Source organism: Uniformispora flossi (assembly GCF_049534875.1).
In the GTDB taxonomy this organism is placed as follows: Bacteria; Actinomycetota; Actinomycetes; order Streptomycetales; family Streptomycetaceae; genus Yinghuangia; species Yinghuangia aomiensis.
Genome location: NZ_JBMULZ010000025.1, coordinates 81,095 through 105,592, shown reverse-complemented (window position 1 = coordinate 105,592; position 24,498 = coordinate 81,095). Strand labels below are relative to the sequence as shown.

Genomic DNA, 24,498 nt, shown 5'->3' with positions numbered 1-24,498 from the left:
GTCGCGCACAGCACCCCGTCGGTTAAGTCTGCGGGTCGGGGCGGCCGCTGGGAATCTTGTGGCCCGGCCCCGGGGGCGTGGGGGGGGGCGCGGGGTGCCGGGCCCCGGGCCCCCGCGGCATCGTCATGAGGCCCGCAGGCCGCGGAGCGCGGTCTCCACGACCGCGTCCGTGTAGGCCGTCGTGACCGGGCCGGTGCGCAGCAGCCAGCGGTTCAGGAGCGGGCCCCAGATGGCGTCGACGGCGACGTCGAGGTCGAGGTCGGCGGCGAGCTGGCCGGCCTGCTGGGCCTTGCGCAGCCGCGCGCGCTTCAGTTCGCGGACCGGCTCGTCGAGGCGTTCCGCATACAAGGCGGCGAGTTGCGGGTCGTGCGCGATCTCGGTGCTGAGCGCACGCATCGGCTCGGCGATCCGCGGGTCGGCCAACTCCTCGACGGTCGCCCGCAGGACGGCCTTCAGATCGGCTTCGATGTCGCCGGTGTCCGGGAGTTCGGCATCACCCTCCGGGCCTTCGCTGAGCATGAGTAAGGCGTCGAACAGCACGGCGCCCTTGGTCGGCCACCAGCGGTAGATCGTCTGCTTGCCCACCCCGGCACGGGCCGCGATGGCCTCGATGCTCAGCTTCGCGTAGCCCAGCTCGCCGGCCAGGTCGAACGCGGCGGTGAGGATCGCCCGGCGCGAGGCCTCGCTGCGGCGCGCGGAGTTGGGCCGGGCGGGGGCGGGGGATTTCTCGGCAGAGGGCATGGGAGCAGGCTAGCAGGGGGCTAGACGAGACGGTCCGTCTTGACTCGTGGCGCGTGGACGTGCATAGTGATGACTCGAAGCGAGACGATCCGTCTCGTCTCGAATGATTGAATCCTGACAAGAGGAGTTGACGCGCAGATGCGTACCACCGCGAACCCCACTGCCGCCGCGACCACCGCCGCCGACACCGCGGCCACCGAGGAAACCCGTTCCCGTGTCTGGCTCGTCACCGGCGCCAGCCGCGGTCTCGGCCGGGCCTTCGCCGAAGCCGCGCTGGCGGCCGGCGACCGGGTCGCCGCGCTCGCCCGCACGACGTCCGCGCTCGACGGCCTCGCCGCCGCACATCCCGGCCGCGTGCTGCCGCTGACCGCCGACGTGACCGACCACGACGCGGTGTTCGCCGCGGTCGCCGCCGCCGTCGACCACTTCGGGCGGCTCGACATCGTCGTCAACAACGCGGGAACGCTGTCGATGGGCATGATCGAGGAGTTCACCGAGGCCGAGGCCCGCGCCCAGATGGAGACCAACTTCTTCGGCGCGCTCTGGGTCAGCCAGGCCGTCATGCCGCACCTGCGGGCCCAAGGTGCCGGGCACATCGTGCAGGTGTCCAGCATCGGCGGACTCGGCGGATTCCCGTCGACCGGCATGTATGCCGCGAGCAAGTTCGCCCTGGAGGGCATGAGCGAAGGGCTCGCCATGGAAGCCGCCGGCTTCGGCGTCAAGGTCAGCATCCTCCAACCCGGCGGCTACTGGACGGACTTGTACACCGCGATGCGCACCACCACCCCGCTCGACGCGTACGCCCCGCTACGCACCGAACTCGAAAAGCAGTTCGCCGACGGCTCCATCGACAGCGAGCCCCGCCTCGCCGCCGAGGCGTTGCTCACGCTCGTGGACGCCGACGACCCGCCGCTGCGCCTGCTTCTCGGGAGCATGGTCTACGACTTGGCCTTCGACATCGCGCGGAAGCGGATGGCCACGTGGTCGCAGTGGGAGGACGTCAGCCGCGCCGCCGAGCACGCCGTTCCGCCGCCCGCCGACCTGCTCGAACGCCTCGGGGGAGCTTCGTGAGACGGCTGCCACGGAGAGCAGGTGTCCGCATAGTGAGAAATATTGTCCCGTATAGTGGATGGTGGGAGTAGGGTCTGGACATGGCTCGAGAAACCGCCGTTTACACACACGGCCACCACGACTCCGTCCTGCGCTCCCACCGTTCGCGCACCGCCGAGAACTCCGCCGCCTACCTGCTGCCCCACCTGCAGCCGGCCATGAAGGTCCTGGACGTGGGCTGCGGCCCGGGCACGATCACCGCCGACCTGGCGCGGCGTGTCCCCCAGGGCTCCGTCACCGCCGTCGACGCCTCCGCGGACGTCCTGACCGCGGCGAGCGCGTACGCGGCGGAACGCGGGGTGGACAACGTCGAGTTCGCCACCGCGGACGTCCACGCACTGGAGTACGCGGACGACACGTTCGACGTCGTCCACGCACACCAGGTACTGCAGCACGTGGGCGACCCGGTGCAGGCGCTGCGCGAAATGCGCCGCGTCTGCAAGCCCGGCGGCTTCATCGCCGCACGCGACGCCGACTACGGCGGCTGGTTCTGGTACCCGGACGTCCCAGGCCTGACCGCATGGCAGGACCTGTACCGGACCGTCGCCCGCGCCAACGGCGGCGAGCCGGACGCCGGCCGGCGCCTGCACGCGTGGGCACGCGAGGCGGGCCTGACCGACGTCACGGCGTCGACGTCCACGTGGACCTACGCCACGCCGGACGAGCGGGCCTGGTGGGGCGGCCTGTGGGCGGAACGCACGCTGGCGTCCACCTACCGCGAGCGCGCGGTCGGCGGCGGCCACGCGACGGACGCCGACCTGGAGCGCATCGCCGGTGCGTGGCGTGCGTGGGCCGCCGAGCCGGACGGGTGGCAGGTCATCGTGCACGGCGAGATCCTGTGCCGCGCTTGACGGTTGGCGGGGCGGCGGCGAGCCGGACGTTTGCCGGCCGAGGCGGCGTCCGGTGCGGCCGCGTCGCACGAGGCCGGCGGAATACCGCGGGTGCCCGGGTTCGCCCCGGGCACCCACGGTCGCCGTCTCAGAGACGGGCCATCCAGATGTCGGTGATGCCGCGCGGTCCGCGGGACCCCGGCCGGACGCGCGTGTCGTCGTAGTCGTAGCGGAGGTCGTGGGTCACCCCCACCACGCCGTCGACCGCCCGGCACAGCCGGACCACGAGCGGGACGAGGCTCCGCGTCTCCAGACTCCCGGCGAGGTGGACCCGCCCGGCGTCGACGGTGACGGACACCGTCGCCGGATTGATCCACAGCGCGCGGCGCAGCACGTCGCCGACGATTTCGTCGCGGATCTCCCGGTCGCCGCGCAGGAACACACGCAGGAGGTCGCAGCGGCTGACGACGCCTTCCAGACGGCCGTCGGCGTCCACGACCGGGAGGCGTTTGACGCCGCGGCGTTCCATGAGGCGGGCGGCGTCCACGACCGTGCCGTCCGCGCGGATGGTGACGGCGGGCGAGGTCATCAGGTCGCGGGCGACCTCGGCGCGGGACTTGTCGGCTGTGCCGCGGCCCCCGAAGAGCCGCCGCGCCGGAGCGCGGCACGCCTCGTCGGCGTGGGCTTCCTTGCGCAGCAGGTCGGCCTCCGAGACGACGCCGAGGATCCGGCCGTCGGCGGCCGCCACGGGCACGGCGCTGATCCGCGCGCTCCGCAGAGTCCGCACGATGTCGGTGAAGTGGGCGTCGGGGTCGATGGTGACGACGTCCGTGGTCATGACGGAGCGGACGAGCTGATGACCCATGGCGTGCCTCCGAACGTGGGTGGGACGGGGGATAGGCGCGGGGGAAGGGACGCGGAGCGGCGCCGTCGGGCGCATGATCGGCTCGGGCGGCACGGCGGCACGGCGGCACGGCGGCACGGCGGCAGGGGGCTCCTCGGCGTGGACCACCGCGGGCTGACAGCCATGCCGACGGCCGTGAACGGCGTCGGGCACGGTCACACCTCCGCCTTGGGCCCCCGGTCCGTGGGCCCGGCCCGGCCGGGCCTGGCGCGTCCGGCCGTCTGCCGGGGGCGTCGGTCAATGATGCCGCGGGCGGCGGTGGTGCCGCGGCGGGCCGCCGAGCGCGACGCCGGCCAGGAACGCGACCAAGCCCGCGCAGCCGACGATCAGACCGAAGACCGCCCAGAAGTGGGCGTCGAAGAGGAACACGGCCGACCCCTTTCCTTTTCCTACCGTTGCGCCCGGGCGGTCTGCCCGGTCGTCCTGGGAAAACCGTCGCGCGGCAGGGGAGTTCGCCCGCAGAGGCGGTGGACCCGACGTCATGGGTCGAATGGCCGGTTGGGGTGTGCGCCAGGCCGAGGCCGGATCGCCCACCCGGCGGGTGGCAAGGCAGGGGTCACCGCCCGCCGGACGGCAAAGCGGCAGGCAGCTTCGGGTCGGACCGGCGCGGGGACTGGGCATAACGATCAAAGGGACGCGCGGCACCGGGTCGGCGGCCGGCTCAGGCGCCGGCGGGCTCGGCCGAGGGACCTCGGCTCCGCCCCCCGCCTGCGGCGCGGCGTCCGCGACCCGGGCAGCCGGCTCGGTCGTCGGGCTGCGCCTTCCGGTGATTCGTCGCCGGGCCCCGCCAACGGGATCCGGGTGCCGAATTCCGTTGGCGGCCCGTCGGCCCGTCGGCCCGTCGGTCCGCACGGGCCGAACGGCCCTGTCCGTGTCGTTCCCCGACCCGGCAGGGTCGTGGCGCGAGGCCGTCGCGCCCACGGGGTGCGCCGCCCGTCGGCCTCGGGCGTGCCCGCCCGCAACTCCGCACCCGGAGGAACACCGCTCATGAACACCACCCCGCCCTTCGGAGCCCCCGCCGCGGCGGGCGAACGCCACGCTCTCGCCGCCGATGGCACGATGCTGCGCTTGGCCGTGCCCGATCCCGCGGACGAGCCCGCCGTCCGGGCGTTCTTCACGGGACTGTCCGACGAGAGCACGCGGATGCGGTTCTTCGGCGCGAGCCGCGTCGCCGGGACCCAGACGGCCGCCCGCATATGCCGTCCGCCCGCGGAAAGCGGCGCCCTGCTCGCGTGGCGCGGCGACCGGGTGGTCGGCGCCGCCGAGTTCCACGGCACCACACCGCACGAAGCCGAACTCGCCCTCGCGGTCGCCGACGACTGGCACCACCGCGGCATCGGCACGCTCCTCATCGAGCACCTCATCGACATCGCCCGCGGCCGCGGCGTGCGCCGCTGGACTGCCGACGTGCTCGCCGAGAACCGGGCGATGCTGCGCGTGCTGCAAGACCTCGGGCTGCCGCTGCACCGCCGTGCGGAAGCCGGAGTGGTCACCGCCGTGATCCCGCTCGACCCGGCCGCCGACGACCCCGGGCGCGAGGAGTTCCTGTCCGCGATGGGGCTGCGCGAGCGCCAGGCCGACACGGCCAGCCTGCTGCCGTTGTTCCGCCCGTCCGCCGTGGCCGTCGCGGGCGCCGGGCGGCGCCCCGACTCGATCGGCCGCGCGCTGCTGGCGAACCTGACCTCGGCCGGATGGCGCAACGGGCTCTACGTGCTGCACCCGACGGCCGAGTCCGTCGCGGGCGTGCCCGCCTACCGCCACATCGCCGATTTGCCGCGGCTGCCCGAGCTGGTGGTGGTCGCCGTCCCCGCCAAGGCCGTCCCCGATCTGGCCGAGGAATGCGGGCAGGCCGGCGTCGCCGCGCTCGTCGTGGTCACCGCCGGTCTGGACCCGGACCAGACCGCCCGGGTCCGCAACGCCTGCCACCGCTACGGCATGCGCATGATCGGTCCGAACGGCGTCGGCATCGCCGACACCGGCGGCCGTACCCCGCTCAACGCGAACTTCACCGGTATCCGGCCGGTCGCCGGGCACGCCGGCGTCGCCGTGCAGTCCGGCGGTGTCGGGATCGCGCTGCTGCGGCAGCTCGACCGGCTCGGCATCGGGGTGTCCACCTTCGTGTCGCTCGGCGACAAGTACGACGTCAGCGGCAACGACATGCTGCAGTGGTTCGAGACCGACCCGCGGACCGAACTCGCCGTCCTGCACCTGGAATCCTTCGGCAACCCGCGCAAGTTCTCGCGCATAGCCCGCCGCGTCGGGCGGTCCATCCCCGTGCTCACCGTGGACGCGGGCCGCTCGGCCTCGGCCCGCCGCGCCGCCGCGTCGCACACCGCGGCCGCGGTCACCCCGACCGTCGCCCGCGCCGCGCTGTTCCGCCAAGCCGGTGTCACCGCCACCCACTCGATCGGCGACCTGGTCGCGGTGTCCGCGCTGATGTCCGCACAACCGCTGCCGCGGAACAGCGCGGTCGCCGTCCTCGGCAACGCGGGCGGCCTGGGCGTGCTGGCCGCGGACGCGTGCGCGGATGCCGGACTGGCCGTCCCGTACCTCGGTGAGGAACTGGAGCGCGAGCTGAAGCAGATCCTGCCGCCCGGTGCGGTGTGCGCGAACCCCGTCGACACCACCGCCACCGTCACCGGCGAAAGCCTGCGCCGCGCGGTCGACGCCATCGCCGCGACCGGACGGATCGGCGCGGTCCTGCTCGCCCTCGCCCCGACGGCGCTGGGCGACCCGCTTGCCGAACTCACCCGGGGATCCGCGGTGCGCGGGATCCCGCTGGCCGTCGTCGCCCCGGAACGCGCCGAGGCCGTCGACCTGCTGCCCGCCTGGCACGGCGCGCTCCCGGTGTTCGCCGACTCGCGGACCGCCGCCGTCGCGCTCGCCCACGCCCGCGACCGCGCGCAATGGCTCGCCCGGCCGCGCGGTGTCGTCCCGCTCCTCCCCGGAATCGACCCGGACCGGGCCCGGGCGGTGGTCGCCGAGTACCTCGCCGGACACGAAGGCGGCGGCTGGCTGCCGCCGGAGGAGTGCGCCACGGTGCTGGCCGCCTACGGCATCCCGCAGGCACCCATGCGCTACGTGACGTCGGACGACGCCACGGTGCGGGCGTTCCGCGAACTCGCCGACCTGTCGCCCGCCGGGACCGTCGCGGTGAAGGCGTATGGTCCGGAACTCCCGCACAAGTCCGACGTCGGCGGCGTCCTCCTCGACATCGCCGACCCGAACGCCGCCCACGCGGCCTACGCCGAACTCGCGCACCGCCTCGGCCCGCGGCTGGCCGGCGCCGTCGTCCAGCCCATGGCGGCGCGCGGGGTGGAACTCATCGTCGGCATCGACCAGGACGAAGTTCTCGGCCCGCTCCTGTTGTTCGGCCTCGGCGGCACCGCCGTCGACCTCTTCGGCGACCACGGCGCCCGGCTGACCCCGCTCACCGACCTGGACGCCGACGACCTGCTCGGCGAGTCCCGCGCCGCCAAACTGCTTTACGGCCACCGCGGCGAACCGCCGTGCGACACCGACGCGGTCGCCGACCTGCTGCACCGGGTCTCGCGCCTCGCCGACGACCTCCCGCAGATCGCCGAACTCGACCTCAACCCGGCGATCGCCACCCCGGGCGGCGTCACCGTCGTGGACGCCCGCATCCGCGTCGCGGTGCGGCACCCGCGCGACCCCTACATACCGCGTGTGCGCTAGTAGCTACTGCGCTGGGCCAGGCTGCGGCTAGGCCGTCTCTTCCTCCGCCCCGGACAGCGCGTCGGCGATCATGCGGGTAGCGAAGTCGTGGTCGTCGGTCATGCGGTTGATGTGCTCGGCGAGGAGGAACGCGGTGGCTTCGAGCGGCGTCATCTCCTCGTTCGTCCAGTAGCCGTACTGCTTGCGCCACAGGTTCGGGCTCAGCCCGGTGCCCGCGGCGACGAGCAGGCCGGCCATCGTCGGAATGACCTCCGGGCGGATGCTCTTCGGCATCATCCGCATGGTGGCCACGAGGTTCGGCACCACGGCCTCGATGGGGTCCTGGTCGTGGTCCTCGTAGGCCTGCCGCAGCCATGCCATGAACATGTAGATGAGCGTGCACGTGCCGTCCAGCACCGCGTCCGCACCCTCCGGGCCGAGCGACGCGATGTACTGGTCGACCAACGCCTGTTCCTCGGGGTCCGGGCCGGCCTTGCCGTCGTAGATGCCTTTGAGGCGCGAGTCGATCAGCATCAGCGCGGCGGCGACGTCGCCGGCCGGAGCGTGCCGGGGGTCGCAGGGTGATGGCACGAGGTCCCCTCCTCGGGTGCGCGTCCGGGTAACGCGGCGTACACGTACCGTAGTCCGCCGGGGAAGCCCGCGTCTCGACCGGGTCGAGGCGCTGGGTCCGTCACGTGTGTGCGGCGACGACCGACGCCGCTGCGGCGAGCAGCGGTTCGTCCGCGGCCGCGGCCGCGTCGGGCTTGGTGGTCAGCACGGCAAGCACGAGAGGACCGCGGGAGGGCGGCCAGGCGAGCGCGACGTCGTTGGCGGTGCCGTAGCCGCCGGTGCCGGTCTTGTCGGCGACCGTCCAGTCGCGGGGCAGTCCGGCGCGGATGCGGTGGGCGCCGGTGGTGTTGGCGAGGAGCCAACCGGTGAGCAGCTCGCGGTGCCGGGGGTCGAGGGCGCGTCCCAGGGTGAGGCGGGCGTAAGTGGCGGCCAGGGCGCGGGGCGTCGAGGTGTCGGTGATCCGGTCGGGCTCCGCCGAGTTGAGGGCGGGTTCCCAGCGGTCCAGGCGGGTCACCGGGTCGCCGAGGGAGCGGCAGAAGCGGGTGACGGCGGCGGGGCCGCCGAGTCGGCGGAGCAGCAGGTTCGCCGCGGCGTTGTCGCTGTAGGCGATCGCGGCGGCGCACAGGCCGGCGACGGTCATGCCGTGCGCGAGGTTGTCGGCTTGGCCGGTGATCGGGGCGTAGCCCGCGGCGGTGGTGTCCTGTTCGGTGTAGTGCAGCCGGGTGGCCAGGAATTCGCCGTCCCGGTCGAGGTCGCGCAGGACCGCGCCGACCGCGAGCGTCTTGAACGTCGAGCACATCGGGAAGCGCTCGTCGGCGCGGTAGGCGACGCCGCGGCCGGTGTGCGGGTCGTGGGCGAAGACGCCGAGGCGGGCGCCGTGCGCCTGTTCGAGTGCGCGCATTTGTGCGGTGACACCCGCCGGTGCTGTTTCCCGGGCGAACGCCCGTGCGCCGGAGGGGTAGACCAGGGCGGCGCCCGCCGCGGTGAGGCCGACGAGTAACCCGCGCCGGCTCGGATTCCGTTCCATGATCCTCATACTGCCGCGCGGCGCGGGTCGGCAACCGCGCCTGACCCCTCGGCAGGCGTGTCGGCAACCAGCCTCAGTAGCCGCCGCCGGAGCTGCCGCCGGACGGGCTGGGCGCCGTGGTGACCGGGTTGCCGTGGGCGTCGAGCACCCACCAGGTGCCGCCGAAGGTGTTCAGGCCTTGGCCGTTGACGTCGCCGGGCTTGGCGTCCTGGGCGTAGGTGTAGACCGGATGCCCGTTGTAGGTGACCTGGCTGCTGCTGTCGTTACGCGGTGTGGATCCGACCTTGGAGGCGTCGACTTGGCCGCTGGTGGGGGCGTTGACCTGCGTGTCGGGCGGCCAGATGGAGGCGCATTCGCCATAGCAGTTGGACGTCGTGCCCGCGTCGGCGGTGAGGAGGTACAGCGTGCGCCCGGAGCCGTTGACGAGGATCTCGCCGTACCGCGAGTTCGCGGTGTGCAGCCCCGCGGCGCTCGTCGCCGCGGACGGCGTGGGGGACGAACTCGACGAGCTGGACGACGAACTGCCGCAGCCCGCGGCCAGGGCCGCGACGGCGACCGCGCCCGCGGAGAACGCGAGGAGTCGATTCATGACGGACTTCTTCCACGAGTGACCCGGCTCGCCGCGGCGCGGCGGCGTCCGAGGTCCGACGTCGTGGTTACGGACCGAAGGGCCCCGGCCGGACCCCTTCCGCGGGCCCGGGACTGAGGCCGTGCCACCGGACACGACCTGAGGGTCATACCCCAAGCCTTGCACCGCGCGCGGACCGCCCGCCGCTCGTGCCCGCCGGTCGTCCGGATTTCCCGACCTACCCGCGGCGGTTCGGCGGATCAGGTGGCGGGCCGGCGGTCCACGTTGCGGGCCAGCGTGGTGAGGAGCCCGGGCAGGCCCGCCGCGGTGCCGGCCGGAAGCCCCGCCACCGTCTCCTCGGCGAGGGTGCGCCACAGCTCCTTGACCTGTTCGGTCAGCGCCGCGCCGCGCTCGGTCAGCTCGACGACGCCGGCGCGCTTGTCGGACGGCGCGGGCGTGCGGCGCAGGTAGCCGGACGCCTCGAGCTTGCGGGTCATGAGCGTGACGCTCGGCGGTTCGACCCCGAGCGCCCGACTGAGCCTGGCCTGGATCATCGGGCCGCTTCTGGCCAGTTCGAGGAGCACCGCCTCCTGCCCGGGATGCAGGCCCAACGGGGCCAGCAACGCCGAGATCCGCGCGCGGTGGCGCAGGGTCAGCAGGCGGACGGCCTGGTTGACGGCGTCGGCTTCCTCGAAGTCCACGGGCTCTCCTCGACAGGTTGGTTATGCGGATAACCATCGACGGGGAATATTATCCGCACAACCAGGTGTGAGCGAGGAGAACGGCATGTCCGCACGTCCCAACGAATACGGCCAACCCGTCGGCCGCCCTCTGCCCGCCTGGACGGCTGTTCCCGCGCCCGCCAGGGTCACCCTCGAGGGCCGCTTCTGCCGGGTGGAGCCTTTGGACGCGGGCCGCCACGCCGACGACCTGTACGCGGCCTTCGCCCTCGCGGCGGACGGCAGCGACTGGACCTATATGTCGGCCGGCCCCTTCGACAGCCCGGCCGACTACCGCGCCTACGTGACGGCGACGACGCAGGCGGACGACCCCCTGCACTACGCAGTCGTCGACCCGCGCACGGGCAAGGCCGCGGGCAGTCTCGCCCTGATGCGCCAGGACCCGTCCAACGGCGTCGTCGAGGTCGGCAGCGTGGCGTTCTCGCCCCTGCTGAAGCGGACCCCGATATCCACCGAGGCCCAGTACCTGCTCATGTCCTACGCCTTCGACGAACTCGGCTACCGCCGCTACGAGTGGAAGTGCGACAGCCTGAATGCACCCTCGCGCACGGCAGCCCTGCGGCTGGGCTTCACCTTCGAAGGGATCTTCCGCCAGGCGGTGGTCTACAAAGGCCGCAGCCGCGACACCGCCTGGTACTCCGTCATCGACTCCGAGTGGCCGCGCGTCGGCGCGGCGCTGCGGGAGTGGCTCTCGCCCGGGAACTTCGACGCGGAAGGCCGCCAGAAACGGTCCCTGTCCGACATCCGTGTTCCGGGCGACGTGTGAACCGTCGAAGCTTCTCCCGGGCAGGAAGCTAACCCCCGAGCTGCTGCCGCCAGTCGTCCGGGAGCCGGTCCGCGGGGCCCGGTGTGGACTGGTCGACGGGGTGGTGCTCCGGCGGGGCGAGCGCGGGGCCGGACTCGTAGAACTCGGATGTGGTGTAGTCCCAGAACCAGGCCTCGCCCGGTTCGAAGCTGCGGATCACCGGATGCCCCGTGTCGTGGGCGTGCGCGGTGGCGTGCTTGCTCGGCGAGTCGTCGCAGCAGCCGATGTGTCCGCACCGCGCGCACCTGCGCAAATGCAGCCACCAGCCGCCGGTCGCGTCGCATTCGGCGCAGCCGGTGCCGCTCGGCGGCACGGTCGGGTCGATCGCCTTCTCGGGGTTCATCGGGACTCCTCCGCGGGGTCGGTGTCGGCTCGGGTCCGTGCTTCCGCTTCACAGGCTAGGCGGGGTGGCGGGAATCGGCCCGGTACGGCACGACACCGGTGTGTTGTCCGGGGCGCCGGGAAAACCCTTTGTCTTGGTCAACTCGTATGTTTGCCAAGTGGGTTACCATCCGCTCGGAGATCGTCCGAGAGGGGGCCGCGGTGCCGGCTGGGGGAAGATTCGTCGCGATGCTGGCGGCCGCGGGGGCGGTGGCCGTGGCGGGGGCCGTCGCCTCGGTCGTGGTGGCGACGTCCACGGGCGGGGGCGGCAACCGCGAACTGGAGAAGACCACGAAGGAGTTCCTGGCCGCGACGGCCGCGGGCGCGTCGGCGGACGGGTACTACGGTGTCTGCGACGGATCCCCCGACACCGGGGCGCCCCGGCGGCTCGTCGAGACGGAAGGCCCGGGGTTCACCTTCGACCTCACGTCGTCGACGGCGACGGGGGACACCGCGTACGTCAACCTCACCGTGGTCGGCCGGGACCGGTCCCCGACGCCGTACGCCGTGGACTTGCGGCGGGAGGGCGGGATATGGCGGGTCTGCAGGGTGGAGACCGGGAACATCCAGATCGACGTGGGAGGCCCCGGGTCGTGGTGACCCGGGGCCGGCGGCGGGAACCGGGTCAGCGCACGACGTCGAGGACCTGCTTCTGCAGCCCGTTGCCGTAGACCTCGTGCTCGACGATCTTCAGCTTCTGCGCGTCCTTGTCCGTGGTGCTGAACAGTCGCTTGCCCGCGCCGAGCAGCAGCGGGAAGACGAGCAGGTGGTAGCGGTCGATCAGGCCGGCGTCGGACAGGGCGCGGTTCAGCGATGCGCTGCCGTGCACGATGATCGGGTCGCCGTCGGTCTTCTTCAGCTCGGCGACCTCGTCCAGCGAGCGCAGGATCGTGGTCTCGCCCCAGTTGGAGACCAGCTGGTCGTCAGTGAGCGTCGTCGAGACGACATACTTCGGCAGCGTCTTGTAGCGCGCGAAGTCGGCCATGCCCGGCCATACGGGGCTGAAGGCCACGTAGCTTGCCCGGCCCAACAGCATGGCGCCGGCTTCCTCCTGCTCACGGCCCTTGATCTCGAACGCCTCGGGGAGGAACTCGACGTCCTTGAAGGTCCATCCGGAGTTGCGGTAGCCGGGCTCGCCGCCGGGGGAGTCGACGACGCCGTCGAGGGACACGAAGGCGGAGGTGATGAGGGTGCGCATGGGGTGCTCCTGGTGAGGTGTTCGTGTTCGTGTTCGCGTTTGTGTTCGTGTTTGTGTTCGTGTTCGTGTTTGTGTTCGGGCAGCGCTCAGGCGAGGGTCGTGGACAGCCACTGCTGCCACGCGGCTTCGGCGCCGTCGGTGTCGGTCTTCGGGCCGAAGAGGTGGTGGAACATGAGGGCGATGTCCGCGGAGTGGTGGAACGTGTAGAGGCCGTCGGCGCTGCGGACTTCGAAGCGCTCGTCGTCGGCCCAGACGACCTCGCCGTCGAGCGGCGGCCGGTCGGCCTGCGCGCGGGCGCCCTGGACCACCGGGATGCCGAGCCCGAGCGCGCGGGCCAGCGCGGCGCGGACCTCCGGTGCGGTGCGGTCGCCCGCCGGGGCCATGCCGAAGACCGGGACGCCGGTACGGCCGGCGAAGTGCGCGAGGTACTCGCGCAGCGTGTTGAGGTGGAACGGCCAGCCGCGGCGCAGCGCGTCGTACTCGTCCTGCCAGTCGTCGCCGAGCATGCCGCTGTGCACGACGCGGAGGACGGTGCTGCCCTGGTCGCGGCCTTCAACCAGGTACTCGAACGCCATGAAGCGGCCGTCCGGCGCGGTGCCGGTCCGGGTGGCCAGGCGCCGCCCGGGCTCGTAGGCGGTGATCGCGGCTTCCTCGCGGTGGCCGCCGGTGTCCATCGCGGCGGTGCCGGCCTCGGGGTCGACCTCGTTGCGCCCCATGAACCAGGAGTCGAGGCCCGGTCCGGTGGCGATGGCCTCCCAGACCTGCTCCGGGGTGGCGGGCAGCGTGGTCTCGAGGCGGATCTCGAAGGGCTCCGTCATGTTCCTGGTTCCTGTTCCGGTGCGGATTCGTGCGGGGTGCGGTCCGGGGCTCCGGGCGCCGGTGCGTCGGGGATCTGGTGGATGCCGACGACGACGCGGTGCCGTCGGCCGCCGGGCGCCGACTCGTCGTGGTAGCGGCTCACCAACGCGGCCACGGCCTGCGTCAGTTCCTCGGTGAACGCGGCCCGGTCGGCGGCGGACGCGAAGCGGACCTCGGAGTCGAGGCCGTACGTCGCCACCCGCCGCCCCACCCGCGCGGCCCCGGTCACCAGCCCCCCGACTTCCTGCACCAGCCGGGCGCCGAGGGCGACCAGCCACCGGGCGGAGAGCTGGTCGGGCGCCCGCGCCGGGTCGGGGCTGACGGCGGCCAGGGCGGCCGGCGAGATGACGTACGAGGCCGCGACCGCCTGGTAGATCCGCTCGTTGACATTGCCCTTGCGGCGCTCCTCGGCCAACTCGACCAAGCCGTGCCGTTCGAGTTCCTTGAGGTGGTAGTTCACCTTCTGCCGGGGCAGGCCCAGGCGGGAGGCGACCATCGCCGCCGACCCGGGCTCGGCCAGGGACGCCAGGATCTCGGACCGTATGGGGTCCAAGGAGGCCTCCGCGGCCGCGGATTCTTCGATCACGAGTACGTCGAGCACGCATCCAGAATCCCTCCGACAAAAAAATTTGTCAAGGAGGATCCGATTGTCGGTGATGGCCGGCGCCCCTGGCGGAAGGCGGCGCGGCCGGGTCCACCGTGGTGATCCCGACCGCGCCGTCCGGACGCTGTCCCCGCTATTCGCCCACCAGCACCTCGGATGCCGTCTCGACCCCCACCCGCCGCCAGTGCTCCCACCGCGTGCGGACGCTCCCCGGGTACGGATCCGTCGCCGGCAGCCCCGTCACCATCCACGCCAGCAGTTCGCCGTAGAGCCGCGCGGCGCGCCGCGGGTCGCCGGAGACGCCCAGCCAGTGGGCGTAGGCGTTCATCGCGTACAGCGCGACGTCGGAGCCGTCGCCCAACGTGCGGCGGCACTCGTCGACCAGGTGGGACAACTGGCGCACGGCTCGGGCCGGGTCGCCCGCGACGCCCAGCCACAGCGCGCGCTCGGTGCGGGCGGCGAGGGCCAAGGGGTACTGCCGGGTGCAGTCGGCGGTGAGGAGCCCCAGGGCATGGGCGGCGGTCTCGGGGTCGCCGGAGTGGCCCGTCCAGTACGTGTGTTCGCCGCGGAGCAGCAGCGTCCGCACGTCGCTGCGACCCAAGGCCCGCGCGGCGCGGTCCGCGGCGGTGCCCACCTGGTCGCGGGCGGCGCCGCACCAGCCCATCGCCCCGGTCATGTGGACGTGGCCGAGCAGCGCGAACACCGTCTGCGGGTGCCAGGGGCCGAAGTCCCGGGTCGTCTGGGCGTGGAGCGCGCGGAACGCCTTCCGGGCCTCGTGGTGCCGGTCGGCGCGGGCCAGTGCCGCCGCCGTGTCGTGCCGGGCCGCGCACGCGACCTCGGCGGCGGTGGCTGGGCGCGTGAACGACCGGAGGGCCGCGTAGCGGACGGCCCGCGGCTCGGGTGCGGAGACCGTGAGCGGCGGTGGAGCCGTCGGGACGGCCTTGGCGGCAGAGGCCATCGACCCGTCCCGGCCGCTCGCCGCTTTCGGCAGCGGCGGCATCGCCTCGCGGAACCGTTGCACCAGCGTCCACCCCCGCCGGTCCAGCCAGCCCTCGGCGTCGGCGTGCGCCGTGAGGTCGACCGCGTTCCCCAACGCGCGGATCAACGCCGCCGGCGTCGGCCGCTTGTGCGGCACCGGGCGCAGGCAGTCGGCGACGATTCCGCGCAGCGGTTCCGGGAGTTCGGCAGGCAGCTCGCCGGTGGGGGCGGCCGCCCCGGTGGCCAGGTACAAGGCGGTCTGCCCCAGCGCGTAGATGTCCGCCTTGGCGGTGACCGGCCGCCCGTGCACCTGTTCCGGCGCCATGAAAGACGGCGTGCCCACGGCCGTCGTCCCCCCGGTGGCGGCACGGCCCCCGAGTGCGTGCACGAGGCCGAAGTCGATGACCCGCGGTCCCTGTGCGTCCAGCAGCACGTTGGCCGGCTTGAGGTCTCGGTGCACGACTCCCGCGGCGTGGATCGACTGGAGGGCCTCGGCGATTCCCGCGGTCAGCCACAGCACGGTGTCGGTGCGCAGCGGGCCGCCGTCGGCGGTGAGCAGGTGCAGGGAAGGGGCGGCGATGTACGCCGTGGCGATCCACGGCACGGGGCCGTCCGGATCGCTGCCCAGGACGGGTGCGGTGAACATTCCGTTGACCCGTGCGGCGGCACGCCCTTCCTGTGCGAAGCGGTCGCGGAACGCCGGGTCGCCGGCGAACTCCGGGCGAATCGTTTTGACGGCGACCCAGCGGCCGGTGGCGGAGCGGGCGAGGAACACCTGCCCCATCCCGCCCGCGCCCAGCCGGGCCGTGACGCGGAACGGCCCGATGCGGAGCGGGTCTTCCGGGTCCACGGCGGACCATGGTGCAACCAGCATGACTTTCCCCCCAGGCTTGCGGCGGCGGCGCGTGGCCGTGGCCGCGGCCGATCCGCCGTCGTGATGCGCGGCATCCTCCCACGGCCCGCGACCCCCGGCGTGCGGTCCGCGCGGGACGGCAACCAGGCGCGCTCGCAACGGATGACGAGGTCATTTGATATGACGTATATCGCCCGTGCGGCGCATGATCCGGGACGAACTTCCGTGCCCTGTCAACCGACACGCCGATTCGTGTTGCGCAGAGTGCGCGCCAACCCGCCTGTAGCGTGTCCGATATGTCACTTTCTGTTGCTTTATGGTCTGGTGACGACTCGGGTAGTGCGGCGCTCTCCCGGCGGCGGGTCCTCCAGGGCACGGCGGCTCTCGCCAGTGCCGCGGTCCTTCCGGTGGGCCTGGCCGCCAACACCGCCTCCGCCGCAACGAATCCGGTCGATCCCGAGCAGAGCCAAACACGGATGGTTCCCGGGGGAAACGGGGTCATCTACAGCGTTCAAGCCGACGGCCGCCTGAAGTGGTTCCGCCACCTGGGGCGCGAGAACGGCACCGGAGTGTGGGTCGGCGGCGGCAGCCCCCGGGAGATCGGAACCGGCTGGCACATCCATACGAACGTGTTGGCGGCCGCCGACGGACAGCTGTTCGGCTTCTGCGGCGACGGCTCGCTCGTCTGGCACAAGTACCAGCTGGCCAACCAGGACACCGGCGAAGGTTCCTGGCATCCCAAGAGCAACACCGTCATCCACACCGGCTTCGGCGGCTTCGGCCAGATCTTCGGCGGCTGGGACGGCGTCATCTACGGGATCGACGCCAACGGCGACCTCTACTGGTTCAAATACCTCGCCGGTGACGGGTCGACCGGCTCCGGTGCCTGGGCGAACGGCGGCCGAGGGTCCCGCATCGCCGCCGGGCGCCGCGACTACGACATGCACTTCGCGGACTCGGACGGCGTCATCTACGGCGTCCGGCACGGCGCCACCCTCGACTGGTTCCGCTACCTCGCCGGCGACGGCTCCAACGGCTCCGGCGCGTGGGCCAACGGCGGCAACGCGATCCACATCGACGACGGCTGGGACTGGGGCTCCCTCACCGAACGCTTCGCCGACCACGGAACGTTCTACTCCGTGTGGCTCGACCGGAAGGATCCCCCCGGCCGCGACCACGAACTCCACTGGAGCCGGCTGACGAACTGGCAGACCGTCGACCGCGACGGCCGCGGCACCTGGGCGGGCTCGGCCGGCGCCCTCGTCGGCAACGGCTTCACCGTCGGCCGCACCGCGAACCTCCAGGGATACGCCGACCGCTGGTCGGTGGCCAACGGCCAAGCCCTCAACGTCTCCGTCTCGTCCGCGTTCGACCGGTACCAGGCCACCGTGCTCCGCCTCGACGGCCCGATCACCCCCGGCACCACGCTCGACCGGACGAACAGCCAAGTCGTGTCCGGCCCGACGAGCCACACGGGGCATCTCCGCAGCGTGCAGTCCGGCTACCGCACCAAGGGCTGCGGCTGGCCCACCGACTTCACCGTCCCCATCGCCCAGGACTGGAAGTCCGGGTTCTACGTCGTGCAGCTCACCGGCGACCGCGGCGTGCGACGCTACGTCCCCTTCGTCGTCCGCCCGCCCAAGCCGGTCGCCAAGATGGCGCTCATGCTGCCGTTCCTCACGCACAGCGCCTACAACCACTGGGGCGGCCACTACCAGTACAGCTGGGACAACCCGCCGCACAACCGCACGCACACCATGCTCCGGCCGTTCGCCAACGCCTACATCGAACCGCCCGGCCACATGGACGTGCGCTTCTACGGCGACCTGCTGCTGCTGCGCTGGCTCGCGGACAACAGCGTCGCGTACGACTGCTACCAAGACCTCGACCTGCACAACGACGACACCTGGCTCGGCGGCTACAAGGCCCTCATGCTGGCCTCGCACCCCGAGTACTGGACCGACACGATGCGCACCCGCCTCGAGGCCTACCTCACCGGCGGCGGACGCGTGATCTACACCGGCGGCAACGGCATGTACGAACGCGTCGAACCCTCCGTCAACGGCACCGCCCTCACCCACCGCAACGAGCGCGGCGACCGCTGGCTGTGGCGCGACCAAGGCCACTCCGAGAAGAACATCCTCGGCGTGGCCTACAACGGCGCGTCCTTCATGGAGTTCGCGCCGTACGAAGTCGACGCCGACCACCCGTTCCTGGCCGGCACCGGCCTGCAGCCCGGCGACCAGTTCGGCAGGACCGGCTACAACTTCGCCGCCAGCGGCTGGGAAGTCGACACCTGCGACGAGAACGGCGCGCGGCTGCCCGGCGTCCAACGCATCGCCCACGGCACCCAGCAGGGCGGCTCCCACATGGTGTACTTCGAGCGCGGCAACGGAGGCTGGGTGTTCTCCGCCGGCTCCTTGTGCTTCAACGGCGCACTCGCGCACGACCGGGCGCTGGCGGGGATCCTGCGGAACGCCGTCAACGCGGGGGTGCAGTAGCCGCCCCGACTCGTCCCCCGCAGACCGGGCGTTACGCCCCCGTGCCCTCCATCAGCCCCTTGCCGATCATGTCCCGGCACACCTCCACCGAGAACGCCATCAGCGCGCCCGCCTGGGCGTCGCGGAAGTGACGTTGGATGGGGGAGGTGCGCAGGAATCCCGAGCCGCCGCCGACCCGGACGCCGAACTCGGCGATCTCCTTGGCGACTTGGTTCGCGTACAGCTTGGCCTCCATGGCTGCCGGGAGGCAGCCGGGGTCCTTGCGGTCCGCGAGCCACATCGCGCGTTCCGCGAGCGTGCGGGCCGCGAGGAGTTTGACGTGCGAGTCCGCCGCGTCGAACTGCACCCACTGCATCGCGCCCACCGGCGCACCGGTGCCCGGGACGATGCGGGTGCGCGCGTGATCGGTCAGCGCGTCGAGCGCGGCTTCGGCGATGCCGATGGACAGCCACGGCAGGCCGAGCCCGATGATGTTCGGCGCGAGCGGGTCGACCATGTGGGCGCGGTTCTCCGCGCGCAGCAGCGTCCCGCGGAAGTTCAGCAGCTGGCTGCGGGTGCCGCGCAGGCCCATCGAGTCCCAGATCGGGACCATCTCGACGGAGTCGTCCCGGTCCACGCCGAAGAACGCCGGGACGTCGTCGACCAGCGCGTTCACCAGGAAGTGGTCGGCGATCTCGCAGCCCGACACGAAGCGCTTCGCGCCGTCCAACACGTAGCCGCCGTCGGCCGGTTCGGCGTGCTGCAGGGGCATGAGGAAGCGGTTGCCGCCGCTGGGCTCGGACAGGGCGTTGGCGAACCGCTCGCCCGCGCGCAGCGCGTCCGCGTACCGCGGCGGCCCGAACGAGACGAGGGCCTGCGCCGCGCCCAGGTGCATCGTCCAGATGCACGCCGTCGCCGGGCAGGCCTTGCCGACGATGCGCAGGATCTCGCCCAGCGCCTGGTACGACATCCCCGACCCGCCGCGCTCCTCGGGCATCGCGGCCATGTCCAGCCCGGCCGCGTGCAGCGCCGTCAGGTTGTCCACCGGCAGGGTCGCCTCGTGGTCGTGGGCGTCCGCCCGTGCGGCGAACTGCGGGGCGAGGTCCCGCGCCGCGTCGACGAACCGCCGGTCGTTCCCGGGAACCGCAAACGGTGAGTTCACCGGGACAGCTTAGGGCGGTGGAGCTGCGGCGCGGGCCGAACCGGGGCATCCCGTCCGCCGGCGGCGGCGCGGGGCTCAATCGTTTAAGCGCCACGTGATCATCGCGTCCGCGCTCGACGGCGTTCACCGCCGGTTTTCCCGGCGCCGCCAGCATTCCCGGCATGAAGTCGTTCCCTCGTGCCACCGTCGTCCTCGCCCCCGCCCTCGCGTTCGCCGCGCTGGCCGCATCCGCGCCCGCCGCGTCCGCCCACCCCGCGAAGACGCCGGACGCCCAGCACATCCCGTTCACCGCCGCGACGGTCACCGCGCAGTCGGACGGTTCGTTCACCATCGCCTGGGACGCGCCGGGTGTCCGCCGCGTCGTGATCCGCGCCGAAGGCAAGACCGTCGCCTCGGGCGGTGGCCGCGGAGAAGCCGTCGTCCGCGGCCTGCGCGCCGCCGACCGGCAGTGGTTCGACCTGGAGCCCGACCACGGCGGCTCGCTGCACCTCGCCGACCGGCTGGTCAAGCTGGACGGCACGGTCAACTTCCGCGACGCGGGCGGCTACCGCACCGCCGACGGCCGCTGGGTGAAGATGGGCGAGATCTACCGCTCGGACGCGCTCGACAAGCTCACCGACGCCGACCGCGCCAAGCTGCGGCGCCTCGGCATCACGACCGTGTTCGACCTGCGCCAGACCACCGAGCGCGCCGCCGCACCGGACCGCCTCCCGGCCGGGACGGACTACGTCGTCGCCGACGTCCTCGCGGGCGGCGGCGGCATCTTCGCCATGCCGAAGACCGCCGGGGAAGCCGCGCAGATGATGGTCGACGGCGAGCGGTTCATGGTCTCCGGCGCCACCGCCAAGACCGCCTACACCGCGGTCTTCCGCGGCATCGGCACGGACGGCGCGCACGGCGTCGTCTTCCACTGCACCGCGGGCAAGGACCGAACCGGTTGGTCCGAGGCCGCACTCCTGACCGCCCTCGGCGTGCCCCGCGAGACCGTCATGGCGGACTACCTCGCCAGCAACGACTACCGCGCCGCGGCGAACCAGGCGGCCCTCGACCAGATGCCGCCCGCCCAGGCCGCGGTCTACAAGCCGCTGCTCGACGTCCGGCCCGAGTACCTCAACGCCGGCTTCGACGAGGTCCGCAAGCAGTACGGCTCCTTCAACTCCTACCTCAAGCGGGCACTCGACCTCGACGCCCGCGACGTGCGCGCGCTGAAGAACGACCTGCTGGTGGGCTGACCCGGCGAGCCGCCTCCGCGGCCCGCCCCGGGCAAGCGGCGCCGGAACCCCGCACGGGCGGGTTCCGGCGCCGCTGTGGTTGCCGGGTCGCTGCGGTTGCGGTCACGCCGTCGGGTGGTCGTCCGCGTACAGTGCCGCCGCGCGGCGGGTTGCCTCGGCGACGCGGTCGCGGAGGTGCGGCGGGTCCAGGACCTCGGCTTCCGGGCCGAAGCGCAGGATCTCGAAGTAGCCGATCTCCCACGACTCGACCGGCAGCGTGACCGTCACCCAGCCTTCCGCGTCCGGCTCGCCCGCGGTGGCGAGCGCGTCGGCCGCGGCGGTGGCTTCCAGCAGCACGGCCAGGTGTGCGACGGCGATCGGGCTCAGCCGGACTCGCGCTTTCTCGCGCAGCATCGAGCGCGCGAAGTCCCGCGACGCCTCCTCCCAGTAGCCCGGCAGATCGAACTCCGGGTCGCGGGCGAACTTTTCGCCGCCGACCTCGGCGCTGGTGAACCGGTCGACGCGGTACGACGCCATCCGGCCGGACGGGCCGCGCGCCGCGACGTACCACTGCCCGGCCTTCAGCACGAGGCCGTATGGCTCCAGCCGCCGCTCCCGGCCGCCGTACCCGCCCCGCAGCACCCGGTCCTCCCAGACCGCACGCGACACCGCGCCGAGCAGCGGCGGGGTGTCGGCCTCGCGGAACCAGGCCGGCGCGTCCAGGTGGAACCGCTGCGTCGCCGCCGCGGGCGCGTCGCCGAGCGCCGCGGCGACCTTCAGCCGCGCCGCGAGGGCCTGCCCGGCCAGGCCCATGTCCCGCAGCGGGCCCGGCAGACCGGCGAGGAACAGCACCTCGGCCTCGGGCCGCTCGAGGCCGGTGAGGCGGGTCCGGTAGCCGTCGACGAGGCGGTAGCCGCCGGCCCGGCCGCGTTCGGCGTACACCGGCACGCCCGCTTCGGACAGCGCCGCGACGTCGCGCTGCACGGTGCGCTCCGAGACGTCCAGCTCGGCGGCCAGCTCGGCCGCGGTCATCGCGCGGCGGGATTGGAGCAGCAGCAAGAGCGCGATGGCCCGGCTCGCGCGCATGCTGCTCCTCTCCGGTGTGTGTGGTGCCCGGTCGTCTCGTCCCCGGCCGGTGCGGCGACCCTACCGAAGGGCCGGTTAGGCCTTCCGGGCCGCGAGCAGCTTGGCGAAGTCGGGCGCGAAGACGGTCATCCAGTGCGGGTGCAGGCGGAAGTAGACGATGTCCCGCTCCCAGTCGAAGGCGTCCGCGCCGTAGAAGTCCTTGAAGTACGCGAGCAGCTCCGGCCAGTCCGCGGCGGGCTCGCCGTCCGCGGGGTTGAGGATCTCCACGGTGCCGTGGGTGAACACGCCGAGGTCTTCGCCGACCATGTGCGCCGCGCTCGCCGCCGGCCGGGCGGCGAGGTGGCGGGCTTTGGCCGCGGTGCGGGCCGTGCCGAAGTGCCATTTGCCGTGCAGGAAGTGGCCGTCCACGCCGCTGATCCGCGGCTCGCCGTGCGCGGTCACGGTGGACAGTGCCAGCGTGCACATGCCGGTGAGGACCTGGGTGAGCTGGTCGGCGGTGAGGCTGCGTTCGGCGTTGATGATCGAACGGAGGTGGGACGTCGCGCGGGAGAGCGAGGCGTCGAGGAGTTCTTGGAGCGCGTCCAGCTCCGCGGGAGTTTCGTACATGGTCGTCCTTGCCGGTCGGTGCGGTGACGGTTCCCACGATCGCGCCCATACCCGACGTCTTGTGTCGGCATTTCCGGCGGCTTTTTCGCGGCATTGGCCCGTCCGGTCGATACGCCGGGGCACGCCGGGGTGTCGCCGTTCGCGCGTGCCTCCGAAATGTCAGGATTATTGCTCTTTGGTCGTCACTCGAAGGAAGGCGGAATCCGTGAGCGTGAAGCCGATCCCGGAGAACTACCCCCGGATCACGCCGTACATCTGCGTCGACGACGCGGCCGCCGCGATCGACTTCTACGTCGCGGTCCTGGGCGCCGTGGAGCAGGTGCGGATGGCGGGGCCGGACGGCCGCATCGGCCACGCCGAGATCCAGCTCGGCGACGGGATCGTCATGCTCGCCGACGAGTTCCCGGACATGGACTTCCGCAGCCCCAAGTCGATCGGCGGCACCGCGGTCACGCTGCACGTCTACGTCGAGGACGCGGACGCCGTGTTCGCCGCCGCGGTCGCCAAGGGCGCGAAAGCCATCCGGCCGGTCGCGGACCAGTTCTACGGCGACCGCAGCGGCCAGTTCGAGGACCCGTTCGGGCACCGCTGGAACATCGCCACCCACGTCGAGGACGTCCCGCCGGACGAGATGGCCCGCCGCGCCGAGGCGGCCATGCGGTCCGCACCCGGCGGCGAGTGAGCGCACGCGCACCCGATGATCGAGCGGCTCGTCCTCTTCGGCGCGACCGGTGACCTCACCGCGCGCTACCTGCTGCCCGCGCTGGCCGCCCTGCACGAAGCCGGACAGCTCGGCGCCGCCGTGCGGCTCACCGGGGCGAGCCGGGAGGACCTGGACTCCGCGGACTATCGCGCGTGGATCGCGGAGCAGCTGGAGCGGCACGGCGGCACCTATCCGGCGACGGCCCGGGAGGCCGTCGTGGCGATGGCCGACTACCGGCGTACCGACGTCACAGACCCCGCCGCGGTCGCCGACGCCGTCGCGGGGGAGGGGCCCGTCGCGGTCTACCTCGCCCTACCCCCGGTGCTGTTCCCCGGCGTCGTCACCGCCCTGCACGCGGCTCGCCTGCCGGCCGGGAGCCGGATCGTCCTGGAGAAGCCGTTCGGCGACAACCTGGCCGGGGCCCGGGAGTTGAACCGCATCCTCGGCGAACTCCTCCCGGAGAACGCGGTGTTCCGGGTCGACCACTTCCTGGCGATGACGACCGTGCAGAACATCCTCGGCAGCCGCCTCGCCAACCGGATCCTGGAACCGCTGTGGAACGGCGTCCACATCGACGAGGTCGAGATCGTCTGGGAGGAGACCCTCGCGCTCGAAGGCCGGGCCGGCTACTACGACCACGTCGGCGCGCTCAAGGACATGATCCAGAACCACCTCCTCCAACTGCTCTGCCTGGTGGCGATGGAACCCCCGATCACCCTCGGCGAACGCGACCTGCGCGACCGCAAAGTCGACGTGCTGCGCTCGGTGCGCCCGCTGACCGAGGACGACGTCGTCCGCCGCACGCGCCGCGCCCGCTACCTGCCCGGCCGCATCGGCGACCGGGACATCCCGGCCTACGCCGACGAGGACGGCGTCGACCCCGGCCGCGGCACCGAGACCTTCGCCGAGATCCGGCTCGAACTCGGCAGCCGGCGGTGGGCCGGCACGACGTTCCGGCTCCGCACCGGCAAAGCGCTGGCGGCCGAGCGCAAAGAGGTCGCGGTGCGGTTCCGCCCGGTGCCGCACCTGCCGTTCCGGCACGCCGGCGACGTCCTGCCCAACGTGCTGCGCTTCGGACTGGAACCCGAGGGGCTCACGCTCGACCTGACCGGCACGGGCGCGCGCCCCCAGGAACTCGCCGCGCTGTCGCTGACCGCGCACATGGAACCGCCCGCCGTGCCCGCCTACGGCCGGCTCCTGCTCGACGTCCTGACCGGCGACGCCGCACTGTCCATCCGCGGCGACGAGGCCGAGGAGTCGTGGCGGGTCGTCGAACCCGTGCTCGCCGCCTGGCAGAGTGGCCTGGTCCCGCTGGAGGAGTACCCGGCGGGCTCGGCCGGCCCGGCCTAGGCCGGGCCGGCGGACACGACCCCGTCCGGGAGACGGCCGCCCCCGAAGACGGCCGGCC

At 72.8% G+C, this 24,498-nt stretch carries 24 protein-coding genes; 9 read left to right on the top strand and 15 right to left on the bottom strand.

Going from position 1 to position 24,498, the window contains the following annotated elements; translation table 11 throughout:
* Positions 1-123 precede the first annotated feature (123 nt).
* The gene (locus tag ACPA54_RS35210; protein WP_423536037.1) at positions 124-741 is read right to left on the bottom strand and encodes a TetR/AcrR family transcriptional regulator; all 618 of its coding nucleotides are present in this window, start codon (positions 739-741) and stop codon (positions 124-126) included.
* Positions 742-879: 138 nt separating this feature from the next.
* On the opposite strand from ACPA54_RS35210, the gene ACPA54_RS35205 reads away from it, so the two are divergent.
* Together ACPA54_RS35205 and ACPA54_RS35200 are read left to right on the top strand one after the other, a co-directional pair.
* Positions 880-1,812, top strand: a complete 933-nt coding sequence (locus ACPA54_RS35205; protein WP_423536035.1) for an SDR family NAD(P)-dependent oxidoreductase — start codon at positions 880-882, stop codon at positions 1,810-1,812.
* 80 nt (positions 1,813-1,892) lie between these two features.
* Positions 1,893-2,702 (top strand): methyltransferase domain-containing protein, encoded by an 810-nt coding sequence (locus ACPA54_RS35200; protein WP_423536033.1) that lies wholly within the window; start codon positions 1,893-1,895, stop codon positions 2,700-2,702.
* Positions 2,703-2,829: 127 nt separating this feature from the next.
* On the opposite strand, the gene ACPA54_RS35195 is transcribed toward ACPA54_RS35200, so the two are convergent.
* The gene (locus ACPA54_RS35195; protein ID WP_423536031.1) at positions 2,830-3,546 is read right to left on the bottom strand and encodes a CBS domain-containing protein; all 717 of its coding nucleotides are present in this window, start codon (positions 3,544-3,546) and stop codon (positions 2,830-2,832) included.
* A 276-nt stretch (positions 3,547-3,822) separates the two neighbouring features.
* The gene (locus ACPA54_RS35190) at positions 3,823-3,954 is read right to left on the bottom strand and encodes a hypothetical protein (protein ID WP_423536029.1); all 132 of its coding nucleotides are present in this window, start codon (positions 3,952-3,954) and stop codon (positions 3,823-3,825) included.
* A gap of 618 nt (positions 3,955-4,572) precedes the next feature.
* Here ACPA54_RS35190 and ACPA54_RS35185 point away from each other — a divergent pair.
* Positions 4,573-7,281, top strand: coding sequence for a bifunctional acetate--CoA ligase family protein/GNAT family N-acetyltransferase (locus ACPA54_RS35185; RefSeq protein ID WP_423536028.1), 2,709 nt, complete (start codon positions 4,573-4,575; stop codon positions 7,279-7,281).
* A 27-nt stretch (positions 7,282-7,308) separates the two neighbouring features.
* Here ACPA54_RS35185 and ACPA54_RS35180 read toward each other — a convergent pair whose 3' ends face one another.
* From ACPA54_RS35180 to ACPA54_RS35165, 4 genes are all read right to left on the bottom strand, one after another.
* Complete coding sequence (locus ACPA54_RS35180; protein WP_423536026.1) at positions 7,309-7,851, bottom strand: hypothetical protein; 543 nt, start codon at positions 7,849-7,851, stop codon at positions 7,309-7,311.
* Between the two features lie 100 nt (positions 7,852-7,951).
* On the bottom strand, positions 7,952-8,857 hold the full coding sequence (gene bla / locus ACPA54_RS35175) for a class A beta-lactamase (RefSeq protein WP_423536024.1): 906 nt from the start codon (positions 8,855-8,857) through the stop codon (positions 7,952-7,954).
* Between the two features lie 73 nt (positions 8,858-8,930).
* Positions 8,931-9,446, bottom strand: coding sequence for a COG4315 family predicted lipoprotein (locus tag ACPA54_RS35170; protein ID WP_423536022.1), 516 nt, complete (start codon positions 9,444-9,446; stop codon positions 8,931-8,933).
* Between the two features lie 239 nt (positions 9,447-9,685).
* The gene (locus ACPA54_RS35165) at positions 9,686-10,126 is read right to left on the bottom strand and encodes a MarR family winged helix-turn-helix transcriptional regulator (RefSeq protein WP_423536020.1); all 441 of its coding nucleotides are present in this window, start codon (positions 10,124-10,126) and stop codon (positions 9,686-9,688) included.
* A gap of 85 nt (positions 10,127-10,211) precedes the next feature.
* Here ACPA54_RS35165 and ACPA54_RS35160 point away from each other — a divergent pair, with 85 nt between their 5' ends.
* Positions 10,212-10,931 carry a GNAT family N-acetyltransferase gene (locus tag ACPA54_RS35160; RefSeq protein WP_423536018.1) on the top strand — a complete coding sequence of 240 codons (720 nt, stop codon included), beginning with the start codon at positions 10,212-10,214 and terminating at the stop codon, positions 10,929-10,931.
* A gap of 28 nt (positions 10,932-10,959) precedes the next feature.
* Here ACPA54_RS35160 and ACPA54_RS35155 read toward each other — a convergent pair whose 3' ends face one another.
* Complete coding sequence (locus ACPA54_RS35155; protein ID WP_423536016.1) at positions 10,960-11,313, bottom strand: UBP-type zinc finger domain-containing protein; 354 nt, start codon at positions 11,311-11,313, stop codon at positions 10,960-10,962.
* Positions 11,314-11,540: 227 nt separating this feature from the next.
* Here ACPA54_RS35155 and ACPA54_RS35150 point away from each other — a divergent pair, with 227 nt between their 5' ends.
* Positions 11,541-11,951: a hypothetical protein gene (locus ACPA54_RS35150; RefSeq protein ID WP_423536014.1), complete on the top strand. Its 411-nt coding sequence runs from the start codon at positions 11,541-11,543 to the stop codon at positions 11,949-11,951.
* Between the two features lie 25 nt (positions 11,952-11,976).
* Here the strand turns inward: ACPA54_RS35150 and ACPA54_RS35145 are convergent, their stop codons facing one another.
* From ACPA54_RS35145 to ACPA54_RS35130, 4 genes are all read right to left on the bottom strand, one after another.
* Positions 11,977-12,549 carry a dihydrofolate reductase family protein gene (locus ACPA54_RS35145; RefSeq protein WP_423536012.1) on the bottom strand — a complete coding sequence of 191 codons (573 nt, stop codon included), beginning with the start codon at positions 12,547-12,549 and terminating at the stop codon, positions 11,977-11,979.
* An 86-nt stretch (positions 12,550-12,635) separates the two neighbouring features.
* Positions 12,636-13,367, bottom strand: coding sequence for an SRPBCC family protein (locus ACPA54_RS35140; protein ID WP_423536010.1), 732 nt, complete (start codon positions 13,365-13,367; stop codon positions 12,636-12,638).
* Positions 13,364-14,008: an ArsR/SmtB family transcription factor gene (locus tag ACPA54_RS35135; protein WP_423536009.1), complete on the bottom strand. Its 645-nt coding sequence runs from the start codon at positions 14,006-14,008 to the stop codon at positions 13,364-13,366. The genes ACPA54_RS35140 and ACPA54_RS35135 overlap by 4 nt, the downstream gene beginning before the upstream one ends.
* A gap of 136 nt (positions 14,009-14,144) precedes the next feature.
* Entirely contained in the window at positions 14,145-15,863 is a 1,719-nt protein-coding gene (locus tag ACPA54_RS35130; protein WP_423536007.1) for a serine/threonine-protein kinase, read from the bottom strand.
* A 455-nt stretch (positions 15,864-16,318) separates the two neighbouring features.
* Here ACPA54_RS35130 and ACPA54_RS35125 point away from each other — a divergent pair, with 455 nt between their 5' ends.
* Positions 16,319-18,343: a N,N-dimethylformamidase beta subunit family domain-containing protein gene (locus tag ACPA54_RS35125; RefSeq protein WP_423536005.1), complete on the top strand. Its 2,025-nt coding sequence runs from the start codon at positions 16,319-16,321 to the stop codon at positions 18,341-18,343.
* Positions 18,344-18,374: 31 nt separating this feature from the next.
* Here ACPA54_RS35125 and ACPA54_RS35120 read toward each other — a convergent pair whose 3' ends face one another.
* The gene (locus ACPA54_RS35120) at positions 18,375-19,484 is read right to left on the bottom strand and encodes an acyl-CoA dehydrogenase family protein (protein WP_423536003.1); all 1,110 of its coding nucleotides are present in this window, start codon (positions 19,482-19,484) and stop codon (positions 18,375-18,377) included.
* A 161-nt stretch (positions 19,485-19,645) separates the two neighbouring features.
* On the opposite strand from ACPA54_RS35120, the gene ACPA54_RS35115 reads away from it, so the two are divergent.
* Complete coding sequence (locus ACPA54_RS35115; protein ID WP_423536001.1) at positions 19,646-20,716, top strand: tyrosine-protein phosphatase; 1,071 nt, start codon at positions 19,646-19,648, stop codon at positions 20,714-20,716.
* Positions 20,717-20,818: 102 nt separating this feature from the next.
* Here ACPA54_RS35115 and ACPA54_RS35110 read toward each other — a convergent pair whose 3' ends face one another.
* The gene (locus ACPA54_RS35110) at positions 20,819-21,781 is read right to left on the bottom strand and encodes a helix-turn-helix transcriptional regulator (RefSeq protein ID WP_423535999.1); all 963 of its coding nucleotides are present in this window, start codon (positions 21,779-21,781) and stop codon (positions 20,819-20,821) included.
* A 75-nt stretch (positions 21,782-21,856) separates the two neighbouring features.
* Positions 21,857-22,387: a pyridoxamine 5'-phosphate oxidase family protein gene (locus ACPA54_RS35105; RefSeq protein WP_423535997.1), complete on the bottom strand. Its 531-nt coding sequence runs from the start codon at positions 22,385-22,387 to the stop codon at positions 21,857-21,859.
* Between the two features lie 205 nt (positions 22,388-22,592).
* Between ACPA54_RS35105 and ACPA54_RS35100 the strand changes: the two genes are divergently transcribed.
* Together ACPA54_RS35100 and ACPA54_RS35095 are read left to right on the top strand one after the other, a co-directional pair.
* Positions 22,593-23,069, top strand: a complete 477-nt coding sequence (locus ACPA54_RS35100; RefSeq protein WP_423535995.1) for a VOC family protein — start codon at positions 22,593-22,595, stop codon at positions 23,067-23,069.
* Between the two features lie 15 nt (positions 23,070-23,084).
* Positions 23,085-24,440, top strand: coding sequence for a glucose-6-phosphate dehydrogenase (locus ACPA54_RS35095; RefSeq protein ID WP_423535993.1), 1,356 nt, complete (start codon positions 23,085-23,087; stop codon positions 24,438-24,440).
* Positions 24,441-24,498: the final 58 nt, after the last annotated feature.